Source organism: Streptomyces sp. NBC_00620 (assembly GCF_026341825.1).
In the GTDB taxonomy this organism is placed as follows: Bacteria; Actinomycetota; Actinomycetes; order Streptomycetales; family Streptomycetaceae; genus Streptomyces.
In genome coordinates this window covers 2,054,180-2,072,501 of record NZ_JAPENY010000002.1, presented here as the reverse complement: position 1 = coordinate 2,072,501, position 18,322 = coordinate 2,054,180, and the positions used below count along the sequence as shown (strand labels likewise).

The 18,322-nt window shown below is 68.0% G+C and carries 20 protein-coding genes; 8 read left to right on the top strand and 12 right to left on the bottom strand.

Annotated elements, in window-relative coordinates:
* Positions 1-5: 5 nt before the first annotated feature.
* Together OG246_RS28635 and OG246_RS28630 are read left to right on the top strand one after the other, a co-directional pair.
* Complete coding sequence (locus OG246_RS28635) at positions 6-962, top strand: SDR family NAD(P)-dependent oxidoreductase (protein ID WP_266469660.1); 957 nt, start codon at positions 6-8, stop codon at positions 960-962.
* 17 nt (positions 963-979) lie between these two features.
* A complete protein-coding gene (locus OG246_RS28630) occupies positions 980-2,236 on the top strand; it encodes a low temperature requirement protein A (protein WP_266469658.1) in 1,257 nt (418 codons plus the stop codon).
* Between the two features lie 30 nt (positions 2,237-2,266).
* Here OG246_RS28630 and OG246_RS28625 read toward each other — a convergent pair whose 3' ends face one another.
* Positions 2,267-3,370, bottom strand: a complete 1,104-nt coding sequence (locus OG246_RS28625) for an LLM class flavin-dependent oxidoreductase (protein WP_266469657.1) — start codon at positions 3,368-3,370, stop codon at positions 2,267-2,269.
* A gap of 124 nt (positions 3,371-3,494) precedes the next feature.
* The gene (locus OG246_RS28620) at positions 3,495-3,962 is read right to left on the bottom strand and encodes a MarR family winged helix-turn-helix transcriptional regulator (protein WP_266469655.1); all 468 of its coding nucleotides are present in this window, start codon (positions 3,960-3,962) and stop codon (positions 3,495-3,497) included.
* A gap of 140 nt (positions 3,963-4,102) precedes the next feature.
* Here OG246_RS28620 and OG246_RS28615 point away from each other — a divergent pair, with 140 nt between their 5' ends.
* A complete protein-coding gene (locus OG246_RS28615) occupies positions 4,103-4,408 on the top strand; it encodes a GNAT family N-acetyltransferase (RefSeq protein ID WP_266469653.1) in 306 nt (101 codons plus the stop codon).
* A 68-nt stretch (positions 4,409-4,476) separates the two neighbouring features.
* A complete protein-coding gene (locus tag OG246_RS28610; RefSeq protein WP_266469652.1) occupies positions 4,477-5,442 on the top strand; it encodes a pirin family protein in 966 nt (321 codons plus the stop codon).
* A gap of 92 nt (positions 5,443-5,534) precedes the next feature.
* Here the strand turns inward: OG246_RS28610 and OG246_RS28605 are convergent, their stop codons facing one another.
* Both OG246_RS28605 and OG246_RS28600 read right to left on the bottom strand, forming a co-directional pair.
* Entirely contained in the window at positions 5,535-6,023 is a 489-nt protein-coding gene (locus tag OG246_RS28605; protein WP_266469651.1) for a MarR family winged helix-turn-helix transcriptional regulator, read from the bottom strand.
* 177 nt (positions 6,024-6,200) lie between these two features.
* A complete protein-coding gene (locus OG246_RS28600; protein ID WP_266469649.1) occupies positions 6,201-6,617 on the bottom strand; it encodes a nuclear transport factor 2 family protein in 417 nt (138 codons plus the stop codon).
* Between the two features lie 470 nt (positions 6,618-7,087).
* Here OG246_RS28600 and OG246_RS28595 point away from each other — a divergent pair, with 470 nt between their 5' ends.
* Positions 7,088-7,561, top strand: coding sequence for a MarR family winged helix-turn-helix transcriptional regulator (locus tag OG246_RS28595; protein ID WP_266469647.1), 474 nt, complete (start codon positions 7,088-7,090; stop codon positions 7,559-7,561).
* A gap of 95 nt (positions 7,562-7,656) precedes the next feature.
* Here the strand turns inward: OG246_RS28595 and OG246_RS28590 are convergent, their stop codons facing one another.
* From OG246_RS28590 to OG246_RS28570, 5 genes are all read right to left on the bottom strand, one after another.
* Positions 7,657-8,553: an oxidoreductase gene (locus tag OG246_RS28590; RefSeq protein WP_266469645.1), complete on the bottom strand. Its 897-nt coding sequence runs from the start codon at positions 8,551-8,553 to the stop codon at positions 7,657-7,659.
* 161 nt (positions 8,554-8,714) lie between these two features.
* Positions 8,715-9,782 carry an MBL fold metallo-hydrolase gene (locus OG246_RS28585; protein ID WP_266469643.1) on the bottom strand — a complete coding sequence of 356 codons (1,068 nt, stop codon included), beginning with the start codon at positions 9,780-9,782 and terminating at the stop codon, positions 8,715-8,717.
* Between the two features lie 106 nt (positions 9,783-9,888).
* The gene (locus OG246_RS28580; protein WP_266469641.1) at positions 9,889-10,686 is read right to left on the bottom strand and encodes an SDR family NAD(P)-dependent oxidoreductase; all 798 of its coding nucleotides are present in this window, start codon (positions 10,684-10,686) and stop codon (positions 9,889-9,891) included.
* Between the two features lie 55 nt (positions 10,687-10,741).
* Entirely contained in the window at positions 10,742-11,422 is a 681-nt protein-coding gene (locus OG246_RS28575) for an SDR family NAD(P)-dependent oxidoreductase (protein ID WP_266469639.1), read from the bottom strand.
* Between the two features lie 492 nt (positions 11,423-11,914).
* Positions 11,915-12,340, bottom strand: a complete 426-nt coding sequence (locus OG246_RS28570) for a WhiB family transcriptional regulator (RefSeq protein WP_323178337.1) — start codon at positions 12,338-12,340, stop codon at positions 11,915-11,917.
* 234 nt (positions 12,341-12,574) lie between these two features.
* Between OG246_RS28570 and OG246_RS28565 the strand changes: the two genes are divergently transcribed.
* Both OG246_RS28565 and OG246_RS28560 read left to right on the top strand, forming a co-directional pair.
* Positions 12,575-13,453 carry an LLM class F420-dependent oxidoreductase gene (locus tag OG246_RS28565; protein WP_266469638.1) on the top strand — a complete coding sequence of 293 codons (879 nt, stop codon included), beginning with the start codon at positions 12,575-12,577 and terminating at the stop codon, positions 13,451-13,453.
* 70 nt (positions 13,454-13,523) lie between these two features.
* Positions 13,524-15,053: a GMC family oxidoreductase gene (locus OG246_RS28560; protein ID WP_266469637.1), complete on the top strand. Its 1,530-nt coding sequence runs from the start codon at positions 13,524-13,526 to the stop codon at positions 15,051-15,053.
* Positions 15,054-15,072: 19 nt separating this feature from the next.
* Here OG246_RS28560 and OG246_RS28555 read toward each other — a convergent pair whose 3' ends face one another.
* Entirely contained in the window at positions 15,073-15,720 is a 648-nt protein-coding gene (locus OG246_RS28555) for a TetR/AcrR family transcriptional regulator (RefSeq protein WP_266469636.1), read from the bottom strand.
* Positions 15,721-15,769: 49 nt separating this feature from the next.
* Between OG246_RS28555 and OG246_RS28550 the strand changes: the two genes are divergently transcribed.
* Positions 15,770-16,237, top strand: a complete 468-nt coding sequence (locus OG246_RS28550; RefSeq protein ID WP_266469634.1) for a nuclear transport factor 2 family protein — start codon at positions 15,770-15,772, stop codon at positions 16,235-16,237.
* Positions 16,238-16,373: 136 nt separating this feature from the next.
* Here the strand turns inward: OG246_RS28550 and OG246_RS28545 are convergent, their stop codons facing one another.
* Together OG246_RS28545 and OG246_RS28540 are read right to left on the bottom strand one after the other, a co-directional pair.
* Positions 16,374-16,826, bottom strand: coding sequence for a MarR family winged helix-turn-helix transcriptional regulator (locus tag OG246_RS28545; RefSeq protein WP_266469632.1), 453 nt, complete (start codon positions 16,824-16,826; stop codon positions 16,374-16,376).
* Positions 16,827-16,958: 132 nt separating this feature from the next.
* Positions 16,959-18,251: a glycosyltransferase gene (locus OG246_RS28540; protein WP_266469631.1), complete on the bottom strand. Its 1,293-nt coding sequence runs from the start codon at positions 18,249-18,251 to the stop codon at positions 16,959-16,961.
* Positions 18,252-18,322 lie beyond the last annotated feature (71 nt).

Genomic DNA, 18,322 nt, shown 5'->3' with positions numbered 1-18,322 from the left:
ACCTCATGTCCACACCTCAGACTCCCCACACCTTCGGGGCGAGCACAACCGCCGCCGAGGTAACCGACGGCGTCGACCTGCACGGCCGCAGGGCCGTGGTGACCGGAGCCAGTTCCGGGATCGGAGTGGAGACCGTCCGGGCGCTCGCCGCCGCGGGCGCCGACGTCACCCTGGCCGTACGGGACACCGACGCAGGTGCCGGAGTGGTGGCGCGCCTGGAGAAGGAACTGCCGCCTGAGTCAGGACAGTTGACCGTGGGACGGCTCGACCTGGCCGACCGGTCGACGGTCGCGGAGTTCGTGGCGGCCTGGCAGGGCCCGCTGCACATCCTGGTCAACAACGCCGGTGTGATGGCCACGCCGGAGCTCACCCGCACATCCGACGGCCGGGAATGGCAGTTCGGCGTCAATCACCTGGGCCACTTCGCCCTCGCCACCGGCCTGCACCCGGCACTCGCGGCGGCGGACGGCGCACGGGTCGTCTCGGTGAGCTCGATCGGCCACCTCTTCTCACCGGTCGTCTTCGACGACCTGGACTACCGCTTCCGGCCCTACGACCCGTGGACCTCCTACGGACAGTCGAAGACGGCCAACGCCCTGTTCGCCGTCGGTGCCGCCGAACGCTGGGCCGACGACGGCATCACCGCCAACGCTCTGATGCCGGGCAACATCGCGGACACCTCCCTGGCCCGGCACATGGACATGGAGCAGGTGGCCGCCTTCCTCGCCTCGGGCGAACTGGCGCTGCCGCCGGGGAAGACGGTGGAGCAGGGCGCCGCGACCTCGGTGCTGCTGGCCGCCTCACCGACGGTGGAGGGCGTCACCGGCCGCTATTTCGAGGACTGTGCCGAGGCCAAGCCCGTCGCCGAGCGAGCCGGTGCCGTCGCCGGCGTCGCGCCGTACGCCCTGGACCGGGAGAACGCGGCACGCCTGTGGGCCGTGTCCAAGGCTCTCGTCAACTAGCGATCCGGGCTCCGGACATGACTCCGCGACACGAGCAGTGGGCCCGGCTGCGCAGCCAGCTCTGGCGGCCGCCGCGCGCCCATGGTGAGCAGCCGCGCGAACGGGTGGTCGGCCCGCTCGAACTCTTCTACGACCTGGTCGTGGTCGTCCTGGTCGCCCAGGCCGCTCACCACTTGGCCGCACACCTGACCTGGCGCGGGCTCGGCGAGTTCGCCGCGGTGTTCGCGCTGGTGTGGATCGCCTGGCTCAACGGCAGCCTCCACCACGAACTGCACGGACACGACGATGCCCGCGGCCGGAGCCTGTTCCTGCTGCAGATCCTGGTGCTCGTGCCGCTGGGTGCGTTCATCCCCGAGGCGGGCGGCGCACGCGGAGTCGCGTTCGCCGTGGACGCGGGGGTGCTGTTCGCGGTCCTAGCGGTGCTGTGGCTGCTCGCCGCGCGTGGTGACAGTCCCGAATTCCGCCGTCCCAGCAGGCTGTTCGTGAGCGGGACGGCGGTCTGCGCGATCGTCCTGGCCGCGAGTGCCGCCCTGCCCGCCGGTGTCCGCGTGCTGACGTGGGGTCTGTTGGCCGTCGTCTATCTGGCGGGGTTCGCGGTCGTGATCGGTACGGCCACCCCGGTGCAGTCGGTCGCGCTCAGCGTGACCCACGCGCTCACCGAACGGTTCGGCCTGTTCATCATCATCGTGCTCGGCGAGACAGTGACCGCGGTGGTCGACGGGCTGGCCCATGAACCGACCAACGCGCTCACCCTCGCCGTCGGGCTCGTCGCCGTCGTCGTCGGCTTCGGTGCCTGGTGGACGTACTTCGACTTCGCCGGCCACCGGCTACCGAGGCCCACACGCGTGAGCACCGTGCAGTGGATGCTGGTTCACCTGCCGCTCACTGCCACGGTGGCCGCCATGGGCGCCGCGATGGTCGGCCTCGTCGAACACGCCCACGACGGCCGTACCCCCGCCGCCACGGCTTGGGTGCTCTGCGGGGGCGCGGCCGTCGTGCTCTGCACGACGATGGTGCTCGCGAGCTCCCTGCGGGTCTGGCACCTGGACCGCGGCCTCTACCGGCCGCTGGCCCGCACCTGCGTCGCCGTGGCCGTCGTGTGTGTGGGAGTCGGAGCCGCCCGCCCGGCTCCCCTCGTCCTCGGCCTCACCCTCGTCATCCTCTTGGGTGTCCCCTGGGGACTCGCCGTGGCGTACCGCCTGTCCCACGAAGAGAAAGCCGCCGCTGAGGAAGGGGCAGCGGTTCCGGAACCTCAGGACGACAACCGCCGCTAAGCCTTTCACTCGTATCGGCGCGCTGCCGTTTCAGGCCGCCGAACCCGCGGACTCGGCCCGGTCGTCGCGCGCATCCCGCAGTGCGACATGGGTGGGGCCGTCGGGAACGTTCGCGGGCCGGTTCCTGGCAAACTCCTTGCGCAGGACCGGGACCACCTCTTCGCCGAGCATGTCGAGCTGTTCCAGCACGGTCTTCAGCGGTACGCCCACACCGTCGACGTTGAACAACTGGCGCTGATAGTCCCCGAAGTGCTCGCGGAAGGTCAGCGTCTTGTCGATGACCTCCTGGGGGCTGCCCACGATCAGCGGGGTCTGCTCCATGTACTGCTCCAACGAAGGGCCGCCGCCCATCTGGGGTGAGTGGTCGAAGAACGGCCGGTACTCCCGTACGGCGTCCTGGGAGTTGCGGCGCATGAAGATGTGGCCGCCGACGCCGACGATGGCCTGCTCCGGTGTGCCGTGGCCGTAGTGCGCGTACCGCTCCCGGTAGAGGCCTATGAGCCGCTGGAAGTGTTCCTTGGGCCAGAAGATGTTGTTGGCGAAGAAGCCGTCGCCGTAATAGGCGGCCTGCTCGGCGATCTCCGGGGAGCGGATCGATCCGTGCCAGACGAACGGCGGTACGTCGTCCAGAGGCCGGGGGGTGGAAGTGAAGCTCTGCAGCGGCGTGCGGAACCTGCCCTCCCAGTCGACGACGTCCTCGCGCCACAAACGGTGCAGCAGGGCGTAGTTCTCGATGGCGAGGTTGATGCCCTGGCGGATGTCCTTGCCGAACCAGGGGTAGACGGGGCCGGTGTTGCCGCGGCCCATCATCAGGTCCACGCGCCCGTCGGCCAGGTGGTGAAGCATGGCGAAGTCCTCGGCGATCTTCACCGGGTCGTTGGTGGTGATCAGCGTGGTGGCCGTGGACAGGATGATCCGGTTGGTGCGCGCCGCGATCCAGCCGAGCATGGTCGTGGGGGACGACGGTACGAAGGGCGGGTTGTGGTGCTCGCCGGTCGCGAACACGTCCAGGCCGACCTCCTCGGCCTTCTGCGCGATGGCGACCATCGCCTTGATCCGCTCGTGCTCGGTCGGCGTCCGGCCCGTGGTCGGATCGGCGGTGACATCACCGACGGTGAAGATCCCGATCTGCATCGCGCTCACCCTCTTTCATATAGTTGACACATCAACCATATGATGAACATGCAACGCCCCGCCTCTATTCCGACAAGGGGTGACACCTCAGATCAGCGGGGTCGCCGCGCCCCGTACCGCTCAATCACAGGCAGTCTTTGCCCAGCCCTTCGAGGAGCCGGTTGGAGATCTGGTCGAGCATGGCAAGCTCTGCCGGGCCGAGCGGATCGATGAACAGGCGACGGACCGCTTCGACATGACGAGGGGCCGCGGCGGCGATGGCTTCGCGGCCGGCAGGGGTGACGGCAATGAACGCCACCCGTCCATCAGTGGGGCAGTCCTCCCGGACGACCAGACCGCGCTTGGCCATCCGATTGACATGGTGGGACATCCGGCTCTTCTCCCACTCCACCGCCTTGGCCAACGCCAGTACAGGCAGTCGCCCCTCCGGCACCTCGGTGAGGTGCACAAGGACGCCGTAGTCGGCGCCGGACAGACCCGAATCGGCCTGCACCTCGCGGGCCAGCCGACCGACGAGTTTCTCCTGCAGGCTGACGAAGCTGCGCCAGGCGTGTTGCTCGGTTTCGGTGAGCCAGCGCGTCGCCTCAGTCATACGCTCCAGCGTAAACGATTTGTTGACGCGTCATCTTGCGGTACTCCATCCTGCTCTAGTTGATGCATCAACTAGAATCGCCCAGAGGGACACACGCGCACTCGGCGCCAGCCATCAGTGACGGCACTCAAGGAGGAGCGATGGGAACCCTGGTTGCAGACAATCCGGATCAGTCGCGTTTCGAAATCTTCGAAGCGGAGGAGAGGGTCGGGTTCGCCGAATATCACCGGTTCAAGGACGAGATCGCCTTCATCCACACCGAGATCGACCCCCGCTTCGAGGGACGCGGCCTGGCGGGGAAACTCGCTCGGGCAGCCCTCGACTCGGCCAGGGAGCAGGGGCTCGCCGTGCTTCCGTTCTGCGCGTACATCCGCGGCTGGATCTCCAAGCACCCTGAGTACGTCGACCTGGTGCCCGAGGGGCAGCGCGCCCGGTTCGGGCTGTGAGCCGGTTGATCCCTGAGAATGCGGTCCGGATCACCCGGGCGCATCGCTGACGGAAGGGGCGAAGGCCCATGAGCAATCTCGAAATCCACCCACCGACCCGCCTGTGCGGCGGGCGATCCGACGTCTCCGCCCACCCGGTCCGCGAACTGCTCAGCCCCCGGGAGGCACAGATCGGCAGCTCGACCGTGGTCCGCCGGTTGCTGCCCAATCTCGGGCGCCGGATGGTCGGCGCCTGGTGCTTCGTGGACCACTACGGTCCCGACGACATCGCGGACGAGCCCGGCATGCGGGTCCCGCCGCACCCGCACACCGGTTTGCAGACGGTCAGCTGGCTGCACGCCGGCGAAGTACTGCACCGCGACAGCATCGGCAGTGAGTCGACCATCCGGCCCCGCGAACTCGGCCTGATGACAGCCGGCCGAGCCATCGCCCACGCCGAGCAGAGCACTCAGTCCCATCCCCGCTTCCTACACGGCGCTCAACTGTGGGTCGCCCTGCCCGATGCCCACCGCGACGTCACACCCGCCTTTGAGCACCACGCCGACCTGCCCGTAGTCACGGCCTCGGGCCTCACCGCCACCGTCATCCTGGGCGAGTTGGACCACACGGCCTCGCCGGGCACCACGTACTCCCCGCTGGTCGGCGCCGATCTCACGATCGCCGAGGGTACCGACGTACGACTGCCGGTAAATCCCGACTTCGAGTACGCCGTGCTGACGATGTCGGGAGCCACCGAGGTCGACGGAGTGCGTCTGGACCCGGGATCGATGCTCTATCTGGGTTGCGGGCGGACCGAACTCCCGCTGCGTGCCCTCAGCGACAGCGGACTGCTGCTGCTCGGTGGTGAACCCTTCGAGGAGAAGATCGTCATGTGGTGGAACTTCGTCGGGCGTTCCCAGGAGGACATCGCACAGGCCCGCTCCGAGTGGATGACCGGCACCCGCTTCGGCGAAGTGAAGGGGTACGACGGGTCACCGCTGCCCGCCCCCGAACTGCCGCCGGTGCCACTGAAAGCACGGGGAAGGGTCCGCTGACGTGAGCACATGAGCACGGGTGCGTCACCCGAAGTCGCTCCGGCCCTGCTGTCCGCCCGCGAGCCGTCATCCGCCGCCCGTGGACTGCGAGTTCACCGACCGCGTTGAGCCGAGATCGTGCACTCCATCGCCCGCGCGAGAGCGATGAACGTCTCGCGGGACGCCTCGTCGAGGGACTCCACGGTGGCTTGCTCCAGCCTCGCCATCATCTGGGCGAGCGGCTCACGAGTCGCCTTCCCCTTCTCCGTCAGGGACACGATCATGACCCTGCGGTCACGGTCCGCCGGCTTGCGGGTCACGAACCCGGCCTCCTGCATCCGGCGAAGGGACCGCGACACCGTGGAATGCTCCATACCCAAGGCCTTGAGAAGCTCGGACTGGCTCTGGTGATCGCGTTCCAGAAGCTGCATCAGGATCAGCTCCTGGCCTACGTGGAGACCGAGACCGCGCAACAGTTCGCCGGCGTACCCGCCGTGCACTCGCGCCAGAGCGATGATCGCGTAACTAACCGGTCCGCCATCCGCGGTTCCCGGACGCACAAGGACGCCCTCCGAAGTCGTGTCCGCCCTGTGTTCTGCCATCCGCCGCATCCTCCACTCGCACCCGCGAGGGAGTCTAACCGGGCGAGCGGACACACGCCTGACCAGCGGTCTGGGAGTGCCTCCGGCCCGTGCGCCGGCATCGGCCGGCCCCGCCCGCATGGGGTGGGGTCGGCCGACACTGCTCAGGGTCCGGCCACTTGTCCCGATCCTCGCCCTCTAGAACTCCGAGCCGCTCATGGCCGCCAGGAAGGCCTGCGGGTTCCAGTATTCGCGGTAGTTGACGATCTGACCGTCGCGGATCGTCACGAAGGTGGCATAGCTCATCTCGTAGGGGTTCCCGTTGGTCAGGACCGTGCCGGAGGCGCTCCATTCCGCGACGGCCAGATTCGGGTCGTCGGTCGCATGGATCCGCACCGAGGGGAGCGTGCGTACGTCGATGACGTCGGGATAGTTGCGCAGGTACTCGTAGACGGCATCGCGGCCTTCCAGCCTCGTCGGAGTGCCCTCAGGAGCGAAGGGGAACTCGGCGACGACGTCGTCGGCGCACAGGTCCGCCCAACCCTTCATGTCCTTGGCGAGGAACTTGTCCAGGCTGCGCCGCAGCAGGTCAACGGCAGTGAGGGAGGTACTCATCATTTACTCCGATTCATTGATGACAAACGGGCGATATCGATGGCGAACCGCCGGAAGTGGCATGGGCGGCCGCCGGAACGACGAACGCGCCGTCGTTGGAAAGGCCGGAAACAGTTCGGCAGGGGCGACGCACCGGCGTTGCCGGACGTCGGCGAGCCCGCCGCGGAGGCTGGAGACGGGGGCAGCGATGCAGAGGGCTACCGCAGACAGCTCAGTGACAGCGGGTTGAGGCCGTCCACCGCAGCTGGTGCACCGTCGGCCGAAGCCGACCCCGGGACCAGGTGTCGCACGTGCCGATGATCCACAGACGACCCAACCGGGGCATGCGAACCACCTTCACTAAAGCGCTTCCTGCGCAGGTCAACCTGGGAAAGTGTGATCCGGCGCCAGAAGAACTTGTCTAGCTACATAATTACGTGTCTAGCCACACAATGTCAAGCAATCGCACCCTGATTTCGGGAGGACCGTCCATGGCAGATGCTCCGGAGGGGATGATCCGCCGACCCGCCCTGGTAGCCACCGCACCCGTGAGCTTCGGGCTGTTCGCGCTGGCCCGGGCCCTGCACGGCTACGGCGCCGAGTTGCTCTCCGACATCGGTCTGCACCCAGGGCAGGAGCTCATCCTCATGCAGCTCTTCGAGAGGAACGGCCAAACCCAGGCCGAGCTCCAGCAGGCCGTGGGTCTTGACCACTCGACCGTGTCGCGTTCGATCAGACGGATGGTGGATGCCGGCCTGCTCACCCGTGAGCCGTCCGCCAGCGACCGCAGAGCCATGATCGTCTCGCTCTCCGAGAACGGAGAAGCGATGCGTAAGCCAATCACCGCTGTGTGGACGACCCTTGAGCGACTCGCTGTGGAAGCGATCCACGAGACCGGGCAGGAAGGCTTCATGACCGCGGCGGCGGAACTGGAGCGCGCCTACACAGCCGCCCGCCGCACCTGAGCCGCCGCGGGCTCATTCCTGTCGGTGCTACTCCGGCGGAGTCGGTGCTCCTGTGACGGAGTCGATGCTCCTCCGACGGGACCGGTCAAGCCCGATCATTTGGCGGCCGGGAAGTACCTGGCCAACTCCTCGCGGGAGGCATCGTCGAGTTCGACGCCGGCGGCGTGGAGGTTCTCGGTCAGGTGGGTGCGGGTGCTGGTTCCGGGGATGAGCAGAATGTTCGGTGCGAGGTCGAGAAGCCACGCGAGGGCGATCTGCGCCGGGGAGGCCTGCAACCTGGATCCCAGCGCCGCGAGTACAGGGCTGGTGAGGATCTTTTTCTGGGTGGCGCGCGGCCACCCGAGCGGGCAGAACGGAACGAAGGCGATACCGCGTAGCGTGCACTCGGTCAGGACGTCCGCAGAACTCTGGTCCGCCAGGTTGAACAGGTTCTGCACGCAGACGATCTCGGTCTGGTCGACGGCTCGCAACAGGTGCTGCCGCGAGATGTTGCTCAGGCCGATCCCGTCGATGAGGCCCTCGTCGCGGGCTCGGATCAGGCTCGCCAGTTGGGCGTCGAACCGTTTGCCGGGCGGGGAGTGGTCCATGGTGCGCAGGTTCACGGCCGCCAGGCGGCTGGTGCCCAGGGTGGCCAGGTTGTCTTCGATGCCCTGGCGCAGTTGGTCCGGCTCGTCGAACCGCAGCACGGCGCCGTCGGCGTCACGGCGGGCGGCCACCTTGCTCACGATCGCCAAGTCGGCCGGGTAGGGGTGCAGCGCCTCGCGGATGAGGTCGTTCACCACTCCCGGTCCGTAGAACTGGGCGGTGTCGATGTGGTTGACCCCGCTCTCGACCAGGGCACGCAGCACACGCAGGGCTTCGTCGCGGTCGCGGGGCGGCCCGAAGACGTTGTCACCGGCCAGCTGCATCGCGCCGTAACCGACTCTGCGTACGCGCCAGTTGCCGAGTGCGAATGACCCGGCCTGTTCGAGATCGTGTACGGAACCTGACACGACGTTTCTCCTTTGCCGAGGCCGCTCGGCCGTGAAGTACACGGTGGTGTACGTGTGTTGATGGGCTGATTGCCGGACGGCTGGATCGAGGACCAGGTGTGGCAGGTCCCCGCCGCTCCCCCACAGCGGCAGGGACCTGGTCTTGCCATGTCTTGCCATGCTCAGGCGTGGACCTGGGAGCCGTAGCCGAGGTCGAGGCGGATGGACTCGAGGATGGTGAAGGCGTGGCTGGCGGTGTAGACGTCGGCGGCGGCCAGGACGCCGGTGTACTTCTTGATGACCGGGGCGGCGGCGTACTCGGCCTGGGCGTCCTGGTAGGTCTTGACGCCTGCCCAGGTGTTGTTGCCGTACTTGGTGAAGAACGGGGTCGGGTCGACGTTGGCCATCGCCTTCTTGACCCCGTCGACGATGTCGTCGACGTACTGCTGGTGGACGGTCATGTCGCGACGGGTGCCGAGGCGCCCCATGTGCCCGCCGATGTAGTGGGTCCACGGGTACTCGAGGGCCTTGCCCGGCGCGGCGATGGCCCCCTGGACGTCCTCGTTGATGTTGAGGTTCTGGAACGGCACCCAGCCGGGCAGGACGATGTCGACGAGCATGAGGGCGTCGTGGTCCGGGAAGTGGATGTAGATGTTGTCGGCGCTGTGGTTGGTGCCCTTGTGGAACAGTTCGATGCGCTCCCCGCCGACGCGCAGGGTCTTGTGGCGCTCGAAGGTGACGTTGGGTGCCGGGCGCGTCGGGTCGTTGTCGCGCAGCAGCAGCCGGCGGTTCTCCACGTGGCCGATCCGCTCCACGTGACGGCCGAACAGGGACGAGGCCCCGAGATGGTCGGCGTGGTGGTGGGAGTAGACGATGTGGGTGACCTTGTTGGAGGTGCCGTTGGCGGCGGCGATCTCGTTGATGGCGCGCTGCAGGTTGTGCCCGATGGTCGGAGGCGCGTCGAACAGTACGACGCCTTCCTTGGTCGTCAGGAACACGGCCTGGTACGTGGAGTCGGTGACCCAGTACAGGTTCCGCTTGATCCGGCCGACGTAATAGCCCTGGGCGTTGACCGCGGGGCCGAGTGCCGAGGCGGGGATCGGGGCGTAGTCCGGCAGTTCGGTGGAGGCCGCGGCGGCCGGCTCGGCGAGGACACCGCCGGCCACGGCGGCGATCGCCGGTACGGCCGCGATCTTCGCTGACCTGGCCAGGAACGAACGACGGTTCGTGGAGGAATCGAGCTCAGACATGTCGCTACTGCCTTTCACAATCAATTGATTCGGCTGATCTGGTCGCAAATTGGTTCTGATCAGGCACCCGGCGCGCCCCGGGGGCGGAGGCCCGGGTGAGTCGTGGTCAGTAGTTGCGGGTGTAGCCGCCGTCGGCGGCGATGAACTTGGCGGTGACGAACTCGGCGTCGTCGCCGGTGAGGAACAGCACCGTGCCGACGATGTCCTCGGGTACGGCGGGGCGCTTGATCGCCTGCTCGTCGGCGAGGAGGGTGTTGATGTCGGGCGGCATGGCCCCCTCGGCGACCGTTTCGTCGATCAGCGGGGTGCGGGTGAACGCCGGGGACACGGCGTTGACCGTGATGCCGTCGGCGGCGAGGTCGTTCGCCAGGCCACTGGTCAGGCCGAGGATCCCGGCCTTGCTGGCCATGTACGGCGTCATGTTCCTGGTCGTGGTGTAGATCGACGAGGAGCTCATGTTGACGATCCGTCCCCAGCCGCGCTCCCGCATGTCCCCGGCGAACGCCATGGCCATCAGGAACTGGGAGTCGAGGTTGGTCGACAGCACTCGGCGCCAGTGGGCGAAGTCGACGTCGGCCAGCGGTGCCACGCCGGCGATCCCGGCGTTGTTGACCAGGATGTCGGTCGGCCCGCAGGCGGCGCGCACGGCTGCGTGAAGTGCCTGTACGGCGTCCGGGTCGGACACATCGGCGATCAGTGGGACACAGGTGCCGCCGGCCTTCTCGATCTCTTCCCGGGTCTGCTCGGCGATCGTCAGGTCGACAGCGGCGACGGTCGCGCCGCGGCGCGCCAGCCCACGGGCGATGGCGGCGCCGAGGCCGCGGGCCGCGCCGGTGACGACCGCGACGCGGCCCGCGTGGGTGGCCATCGGTGCGGTCCGGGCGGAGACACTGTTCTCTGGCATGGGATTTCTCCTTGCGGCGCCTTGCCGCGGTAAGCGCCTGCCGCGGTGGCCGGGGTCAGCCGCCGTAGGTCGGCAGAATCGCTCCGCTGATCGGTGCGGCGGCATCACTCACGAGGAAGGCGATCACTTTCGCGATCGCTTCCGGGGAAACCGCGTGCGCCAGCTGCTCCTCGCTGAGGAAGCCGCGGTTCTTGGGGGTGTCGATCAGCTGCGGGGCTACCGCGTTCACCCGGACGCCGCTGGGACGCAGTTCGAGGTCGAGGATGCGGACGAGGTGCGCGAGCGCGGCCTTGCTGACGCCGTAGGCCGTCAGGCCCGCGGTCGGTTCGACCCCCGGTCGCGCGGAGACGTGCACGATGGCTCCGGACCCACGCGTTCGCATGTGGACCCCGGCCGCCTGGCTCAGCCACAGGGCCGCACCCAGGTTCACGTCGACCATGAGGCGCAGCGCTTCGGGCGTCGTGGTGAACGTGTCGGAGAGATCGAACGCACCCAGGGCGTTCACCAGCACGTCCGGAGGACCGGCCTCAGCGGCGATCCGGTCGACGAGAGCCCTGGCCACGTCCGGATCGGTTGCGTCGCCGACTTCGCGGCCGATGGTGTCGGGCAACTCCTTGAGCGCGTGCGCGTTGCGGTCGACGGCCACAACCGTGAAGCCGTCGGCGGCAAGGGCCAAGGCGGTCGCACGGCCAAGGGCACCACCGGCGCCGACCACGATCGCCACGCTGCCGCTCACCGCGCCACCACCTTGCTGACAGGCGGTACGTGCGTGCCGAACTCGGGCAGGGACAGGCCTAGTTCAGGGGTCATGTCGCTTCTCCTTGATGGGTGCGCCGAGGGGGATCCGGGGCGGCCATCGACGGTCACGGACGGAGGTATTCATTTGCTTGCGTCGGCAACAAGACTCTCCTTCTGCCCCCCGCTTGTCAAGCAACTCCGGAGAGGAGCATCAACTCGGCGGCGGCCTCGGCTTCGGGTCACTGATCACCGGCCACCGGCCACCGGCCACCGGCCACCGGCCACCCTACCCAGTACACAGGTCACCTGCTGTTACTGGCGGGCTGTCGGCAGACCTTTACAACTATTTGCGCCGTCAAGCACATAGCAGAACCGCACTGTCGGGCGGCGTTCGCTCGAAGAGCTCGGCCGGCACCCTGACTTCGCGATGCCGACCGACCAGTACCGGAGGGTCCATGACTTCCCTCCGCAACCGGACATCGCCGTGGTCTCACTCGCCACGGTCTTCGACCTGTTCAGCATCGTCCACGGCATCTCGGCGACCTTCGCTTCGTCCGGGGCGCGCCGCGCGCGGAAGGGTGCGAAGCGACTGCGGCCGGTCGCCGCCCGAGCGGGACCGACCGGGCGCCTTTTCCGTCACGGGGCCACGGCCTGGGGCTTGTTGAAGCGTGCGGCGCTCGTTCTCGGACAAGCCGCCCCAGACTCCGTACGGTTCACGACTGCTCAACGCGGTCCACGCGCAGGCTTCGATCACGCTGCAGCGCCTGCAGATTTCCCGGGCCTTCTCCTCCCGCGCCTGCTTCTCAGTACCGCGTTCGGCGTGCGGCGAGAAGAAGAGGGCACTGTCCATGCCGCGGCAGAGCGCTCGCATCTGCCAATCCCAGTGCGCAAGCAGAGGGCGGTGTCGGTTGATCACGATGATTCCTCCCGGAGTCAGCGGTCCGGTTGAGGACCCAGCGTCGCCGCGGAGGGAACGTCACGTCATCGGTCGTCTGACTGCACAGCAGGCCACATCGCGCACAGAGGCGGCGGCACCTGCAGCACTCGCTCTCACCTCTCCCGCACCCTTTTTATTGCTTGACAAAGCACATAGTGACCCAGGCATACTCGATGGCGATCGATCCAGCGGTTCGCACGACGGAAGGCCGGCATGAACCTCGGCATCGCCATCGCGGATTTCACCCAGCCCGGGGGCCCGACAGGCATCGCACGTCACGTGGGCCGTCTCGCCCGCACCGCGGAGGAGTACGGCTTCACACGCATCGCCGTCATGGATCACCTCTTCCAGATCGGGATCGTCGGCGCCTCCGAGCAGGAGATGCTGGAGGCGTACACCACACTGGGCTACCTGGCGGCGTCCACCGAAAGCGCGGAGCTTCTCGCCCTGGTGACCTCGGTCGGCTACCGCGAACCCGGGCTGCTGGCCAAGATGATCACCACGCTCGACGTCCTGTCCGAGGGCCGCGCCGCACTGGGTATCGGCGTCGGAGCCGGCTTCAACATCGCCGAGGCGCGCGGACTCGGCCTGCCGTTCCCTCCGGTGTCGGAGCGGTTCGAGCGACTCGAGGAGACGCTTCGGATCTGCCTGCAGATGTGGAGCGACGACGAGAAGCCCTTCGATGGCCGCTACTACCGACTCGAGCGCACCCTCAACTCCCCCAGGACCGTACGGCAACCCCGCCCACCGATCCTGATCGGCGGATCCGGCGAGCGGAAAACCCTGCGACTCGTCGCGGAGTACGCGGACGCCTGCAACCTCTTCCACGGACCCGACCTCCAGCACAAACTCGACGTGCTCCGCCGACACTGCGATCACGTCGGGCGCGACTACGACGAGATCGAGAAGACGGTCCTGCTCCCACTCGACCCCGGCGCACGGGGTGAGAACATCCGGGCCCTGCTCGCGGAACTGCGCCGACTGGGTCACATCGGCATCGACCACGTCATCGGGCCGATCCGCGGAGCCGATCAGCACGCCTCGCTGCGACTGCTGGGCGACCGCCTCGTACCGGAAGCACTGCACATCTGACCGAGCACACCGCACAGTCGACGATCGTCACTTTACTTGCTTGCTGAAGCATATAAATAAGGAGACACAGATGAGCACCGCAAGCGGAAATATCAGACACGGCGCCGATGTAGTCATCATCGGCGGAGGTTCCGCCGGCGCCGCGTTCGCCGCCAGGATCAGTGAGGATCCGCGGCGCACGGTCCTGCTGATCGAGGCAGGACCGGACTACGCCGCCGACCGGCTCCCCGAAGCACTGCTGGCCCCGCACCTACTGGCCGATCCCGACCACGACTGGGGCTACAGCGCACGTGCCACCGACCGCGCCCCGAGCATCCCCGCACCGCGCGGCCGGACCATGGGCGGCAGTTCCTCGGTGAACGCGGGTGCGGCGATCCGGGCACGCGCGGCGGACTTCGCCGCCTGGGGAGACCGCTACGGGATCAAAGGGTGGTCGTACGAGGAGGTCCTCCCGGCCTTCAGGGACATGGAGAACACGCCGGCCGGTGACGACACCTACCACGGCCGCACCGGCCCCTTTCCCATCCGGCAGTGGACGTACGAGGAACTCACGTCCCCTCTGCGGGCGTTCGTGGACAGCGCGGCCGACCTGGGGTTCCGGCGGAACGACGACTTCAACGGCGCCCGGCAGGACGGCACCGGCGGCTACCCGGTCAACATCGTCGACGGGGTGCGCCAGAACACCGCCCTGGCGTACCTGACACCGAAGGTGCGGCGCCGCCCGAATCTGACGGTGCTGAGCGACATCACGATCGACAAGGTGCTCATCGAGCACGGCGTGGCGCGAGGCGTCGTGAGCGCGTCGGGCACGGTCTTCCGGGCCGCCGAGGTGGTGCTGTCGGCGGGCAGTTACGGCAGCCCGGCCATCCTGCTGCGCTCCGGTGTCGGCCCGGCCGAGGATCTGCGGGCCCTGGGCATTGACGTGGTCGCCGACCTCCCGGTCGGCCGAAGGCTGCAGGATCACCCGTTCTTCCACTCGCTGTTCGCCCTCGCACCCGAGCACCAGACCATGGCGTCCGCCTTCCAGGCCCATCTGTGGCTCGCCTCGCGCGAGGCACACGTCGGCGAACTGGACCTCAGCGTCGTCGCCACGCATCTGCTGGACGGCTCCTTCAGCCCCACCGGCGGGGCGATCCTCCTCGCCGCGGCCGTCACCCGGCCGGAGTCGCGTGGCTCGGTGCGGCTGGCCAGTCGTGATCCCCACGACGCTCCGGTCATCGACAACAACTACTTCGCGACGGCCAGGGACCGCAGTCGCATGCTGGAGGGCGTGAAGCTCGTACGACGTCTGGCGAGCGCCCCGCCCTTCGCCGGTGCGGTGGCCGCCGAACTCGTACCGGGTGACGCGGTGCGCAGCGACGAGGAGCTGGAGGCGGCGATCGCGGCAGGAATCTCCACCTACGGACACCCGACGTCGACCGTGCCCATGGGAGGGCCCTGGGACGAGTGGGCCGTCGTCGACGAGTCGGGGGCGGTGAAGGGACTGGCGGGTCTGCGCGTGGTCGACGCATCGATCATGCCCGAGGTCCCGTCGACCGTGACCAACGCGACCACCATCATGATCGCGGAGCACATCGCCCGGCGGGCGTACGGGAGTTGACGGGACTCGGCGGCGGCTCCTACGGACGATCGGACGTGTCCGTGGCGACGGCGTCGACCGCCCACCAGGCGGGAGCGCAGGCCACGGACGCGTCGACCATGTCGTCCTTCGTGACCGACGGGTCGTTGAGCCAGGCCCGGATGGCGCCGGCGAAGCCGTGGGCCATGAACTGCGCGATCACGTGACGGTTGGCTTCGGGAAGCCCCGGGTGGTGGCCACGGTTCATGAACGCCAGGGCGTAGTCGCCGAAGTGACGTACGAGCGCCTCGTACACCCCGCTGTCCGCCGGATCAGCTAGGGAGTGCCGGTACACCGCGCCGAACCGCTCCACGTGGTCGGCCACCTCCGTCGTGGCCAGGCGAAGCAGCTCGCGGGCCGAGTGCCCGCCTTGTGCACGCCGCTCTTCCTCCAGGCGGTGGCCTCGCTCCAGGTCCGCGTGGAGGACCTGGATGAGCAGGTCGAGGGGAGTGCGGTAGCGGTTGTAGAACGTCGCACGGGTGACCCCGGCCCGGTCGGCGAGTTCGGCGACGGTGATCCGGGAGACGGGCCGCTGCGCGGCGAGGTCCACGATGGCCTGCTCGAAGGCCTGGGTCGTGCGGGTGATGCGTGGATCGATCCGGTCGTTCAGCATTCCGCCCTCCCTGCTGTTCACGTTGCACCCTGCCATGAGCAGTGATTTTATACATCTGTAAAATAGTGTGCCGAAAGGAACCGTCTTGGCCTCCCACACTTCGATCTCGCCCCAGGAAGCCGCCGACCGGCTGGCCATCCGTGAGCTGGTGGACGCCTACGCGCACTGCGCGGACCGGCGGGACGCCAAGGGTCAGATGGCCCTGTTCACCGAGGACAGCCGCTTCCTGGTGTTCATGGACGCCACGGTGGCAGAGCCGACACAGGAACTGCACGGCCGCGAGTCCCTCGCCCCGGTGTTCGAGAACCTCAATGTCTACCGGGCCACAACGCACTTCAACGGCCAGAGCACGATCACTCTGGACGGGAACCGGGCGACGGGCGAGAGCTACTGCCTGGCCCACCATGTCTCGGTCGACGAGTCCGGGCAGCGCACCCTCATGATCGCGTCGATTCGCTATCTCGACGAATTCACCAAGGAGGACGGCGGCTGGTTCTTCGCCGAGCGCCGCCTGATGGTCGACTGGACCGAGACACGCCCCTCCACGCCCTGAGGGGTCGGAGGGCGGTGCGAAGCACTACCCCGGCACGCGGAAGGTCCCGGACACGAAGAGCGTGTCCGGGACCTTCCGCGTTCGCGATGACGACGACGGATCTCAGTCGAGCTTCTCGACCACCGCTGCGTGGAACTCAGTCGAGCTTTTCAACCACCGCTCCGAACTGCCTCACCATGGCCGGCAGGGACCGACCGTCGAGATGGTCCATGACCCGCTTGCGGGCGCTCGCCAGGTGTACCGGATATGCCGCCTGAAGTCGTTTCAGCCCTTCCGGGGTGAGGGTCGCGACGTTCCCCCGGGCGTCCCCCTCGTAGCGCCGCTTGACGACCTGGCCGCGGCTCTGCAGCGCGTCCACCACGCGGGTGATACGACTCGCCGACAGCGCGGTCGCCGAGGCGAGATCCGCCATCCGGAGCTCCTGGTTCTCGGCCTCGGAGAGGTTCATCAGCACGACGTACTCGGTGAGCGTCAGCCCTGTCGACCGCAGCAGATCTTCATCCAGCGAACGCGGCAGCGCGACGATGATGCGCATCAAGGCGCGCCAGAAACGCTCTTCCTCGGCTGTCAGGGGATCTTCGGCGGTCATCCTTTCAGGTTAGCGTGCTCAAGCAAGGAACCTCAACATGCGGCGGCCCGCTTCACCCACTGCTGGTCGACGCACCGCCTCCATGAACTCGTTATGGGTCTCCGCGTCGACCAGCAGTCGGGGGCCGGTCTTCTAGGCCTGCTCGACGATCTCCGCGATGAGGTCGAAGGGGCTGTACTGGGCGTACTGGCCCTGGATCTCGCCCGCACGCTTTCGGTACCGCGGGTCGTCGAGCACCTCGTCGACGGCGACGCGGACGGCGGCCGCCTGTGGGCGGGCGGTGCGCAGATTGACGCCGGTACCGGACCACTCGACACGGGCGGCGACCTCGGGCTTGTCCTCGGTCTCACCGCCGACGACGAGCGGGACACCGTGGCTCAAGGCGGTCTGGACACCGCCGTAGCCGGCGTTGGTGACCAGGACGTCGGCGAGCGGCAGCAGCTGTTCGAAGGGGATGAATCCGGCGAGGTGGACGTTGTCGGGGACCTGGCCGCCCATCTCCTTCCGTACCGCGTCAGGGCCGTCGGCGCGTGCGGTGGCGGCGACGACGGTGACGTCCGCGTCCGCCAGCGCGCGGAGCGCGGGGACGACGAGTTGGGACAGGTCGGTGTTCTCCAAAGTGCCCTGGGTGACGACGACGACCGGTCGGCCGGAGGACAAGTCCGCCCACCAGTCGGGGCGTTCGAAGTCGCTGCCCGGGTCGGCCGGGAGGTGGCCGACGAAGCGGAAGCCCGGCGGCGCGTCGCTTCGCGGGTACTCGAAGGCGGGGACGGTCAGTTGGAGCAGGTGATCCGGGACTGTGGCCATGGCGTTGAAGAGCGGGCCGGGGAGCGTGACGCCCATCGAGGTGAAGACGCCCTCCACATACTGTTGCGCATCGGCGAACATCGCCCCCGTCTGGACGCGCATCTCGTTGTAGCGAGCGCGTTCTTCGTCGGTGGTGGGCGGGAGCAGCCCCGGCCCGAAGGGTGCGATGTCCACGCTGTCGAAGGTGGGCGGCGTGATGCCGATGCTCACCACCAGCGGGCGCCGGCCCCGAGGGGCACGCAGGGCCGTCGGCATCGTTCCGAAGGACGTGTGCTCGCTGATCACCACGGTCGCGGGGAACTCGGCGAGCAGATCCTGAAGGTGCTTGTCGTGGACCGGCGCGGGGTCGGCGCCGAGGTGCTTGATGTCGAAGGCGATGCGTTCGACGGGGGCGAGCTTCTCGCGATCGAGGAAGACGGCGTTGAAGGCGCCGCTGCTGGGGTCGACCTCCGCGGGGTACGGGACGAAGCGCGCCCCTGTCCTGCGGACCTGCTCTTCGAACTGGGCGCCCGTGTAGAAGAGCACCTCGTGCCCTCGTTCCGTCAGGTTGGCCGCGATCGCCGCGAGAGGCAGGACATGGCCGGGTAACGGGCTCGCTGTGACAATGATCTTTGCCATGGTCTCGTTCTCTGGATAGGCCGGACTGTGCTCCGGGTTTGACTGATGCGGATTTGCGCAGATTTCAGGCG

Coding starts and splice junctions, on each gene's coding strand:
- OG246_RS28630 (WP_266469658.1), top strand. CDS start 980: ATGACTCCGCGACACGAGCAGTGGGCCCGGCTGCGCAGCCAGCTCTGG.
- OG246_RS28560 (WP_266469637.1), top strand. CDS start 13,524: ATGAGCACCGCAAGCGGAAATATCAGACACGGCGCCGATGTAGTCATC.
- OG246_RS28600 (WP_266469649.1), bottom strand. CDS start 6,617: ATGAGTACCTCCCTCACTGCCGTTGACCTGCTGCGGCGCAGCCTGGAC.
- OG246_RS28540 (WP_266469631.1), bottom strand. CDS start 18,251: ATGGCAAAGATCATTGTCACAGCGAGCCCGTTACCCGGCCATGTCCTG.
- OG246_RS28620 (WP_266469655.1), bottom strand. CDS start 3,962: ATGACTGAGGCGACGCGCTGGCTCACCGAAACCGAGCAACACGCCTGG.
- OG246_RS28595 (WP_266469647.1), top strand. CDS start 7,088: ATGGCAGATGCTCCGGAGGGGATGATCCGCCGACCCGCCCTGGTAGCC.
- OG246_RS28565 (WP_266469638.1), top strand. CDS start 12,575: ATGAACCTCGGCATCGCCATCGCGGATTTCACCCAGCCCGGGGGCCCG.
- OG246_RS28605 (WP_266469651.1), bottom strand. CDS start 6,023: ATGGCAGAACACAGGGCGGACACGACTTCGGAGGGCGTCCTTGTGCGT.
- OG246_RS28555 (WP_266469636.1), bottom strand. CDS start 15,720: ATGGCAGGGTGCAACGTGAACAGCAGGGAGGGCGGAATGCTGAACGAC.
- OG246_RS28585 (WP_266469643.1), bottom strand. CDS start 9,782: ATGTCTGAGCTCGATTCCTCCACGAACCGTCGTTCGTTCCTGGCCAGG.
- OG246_RS28615 (WP_266469653.1), top strand. CDS start 4,103: ATGGGAACCCTGGTTGCAGACAATCCGGATCAGTCGCGTTTCGAAATC.
- OG246_RS28610 (WP_266469652.1), top strand. CDS start 4,477: ATGAGCAATCTCGAAATCCACCCACCGACCCGCCTGTGCGGCGGGCGA.
- OG246_RS28580 (WP_266469641.1), bottom strand. CDS start 10,686: ATGCCAGAGAACAGTGTCTCCGCCCGGACCGCACCGATGGCCACCCAC.
- OG246_RS28625 (WP_266469657.1), bottom strand. CDS start 3,370: ATGCAGATCGGGATCTTCACCGTCGGTGATGTCACCGCCGATCCGACC.
- OG246_RS28545 (WP_266469632.1), bottom strand. CDS start 16,826: ATGACCGCCGAAGATCCCCTGACAGCCGAGGAAGAGCGTTTCTGGCGC.
- OG246_RS28635 (WP_266469660.1), top strand. CDS start 6: ATGTCCACACCTCAGACTCCCCACACCTTCGGGGCGAGCACAACCGCC.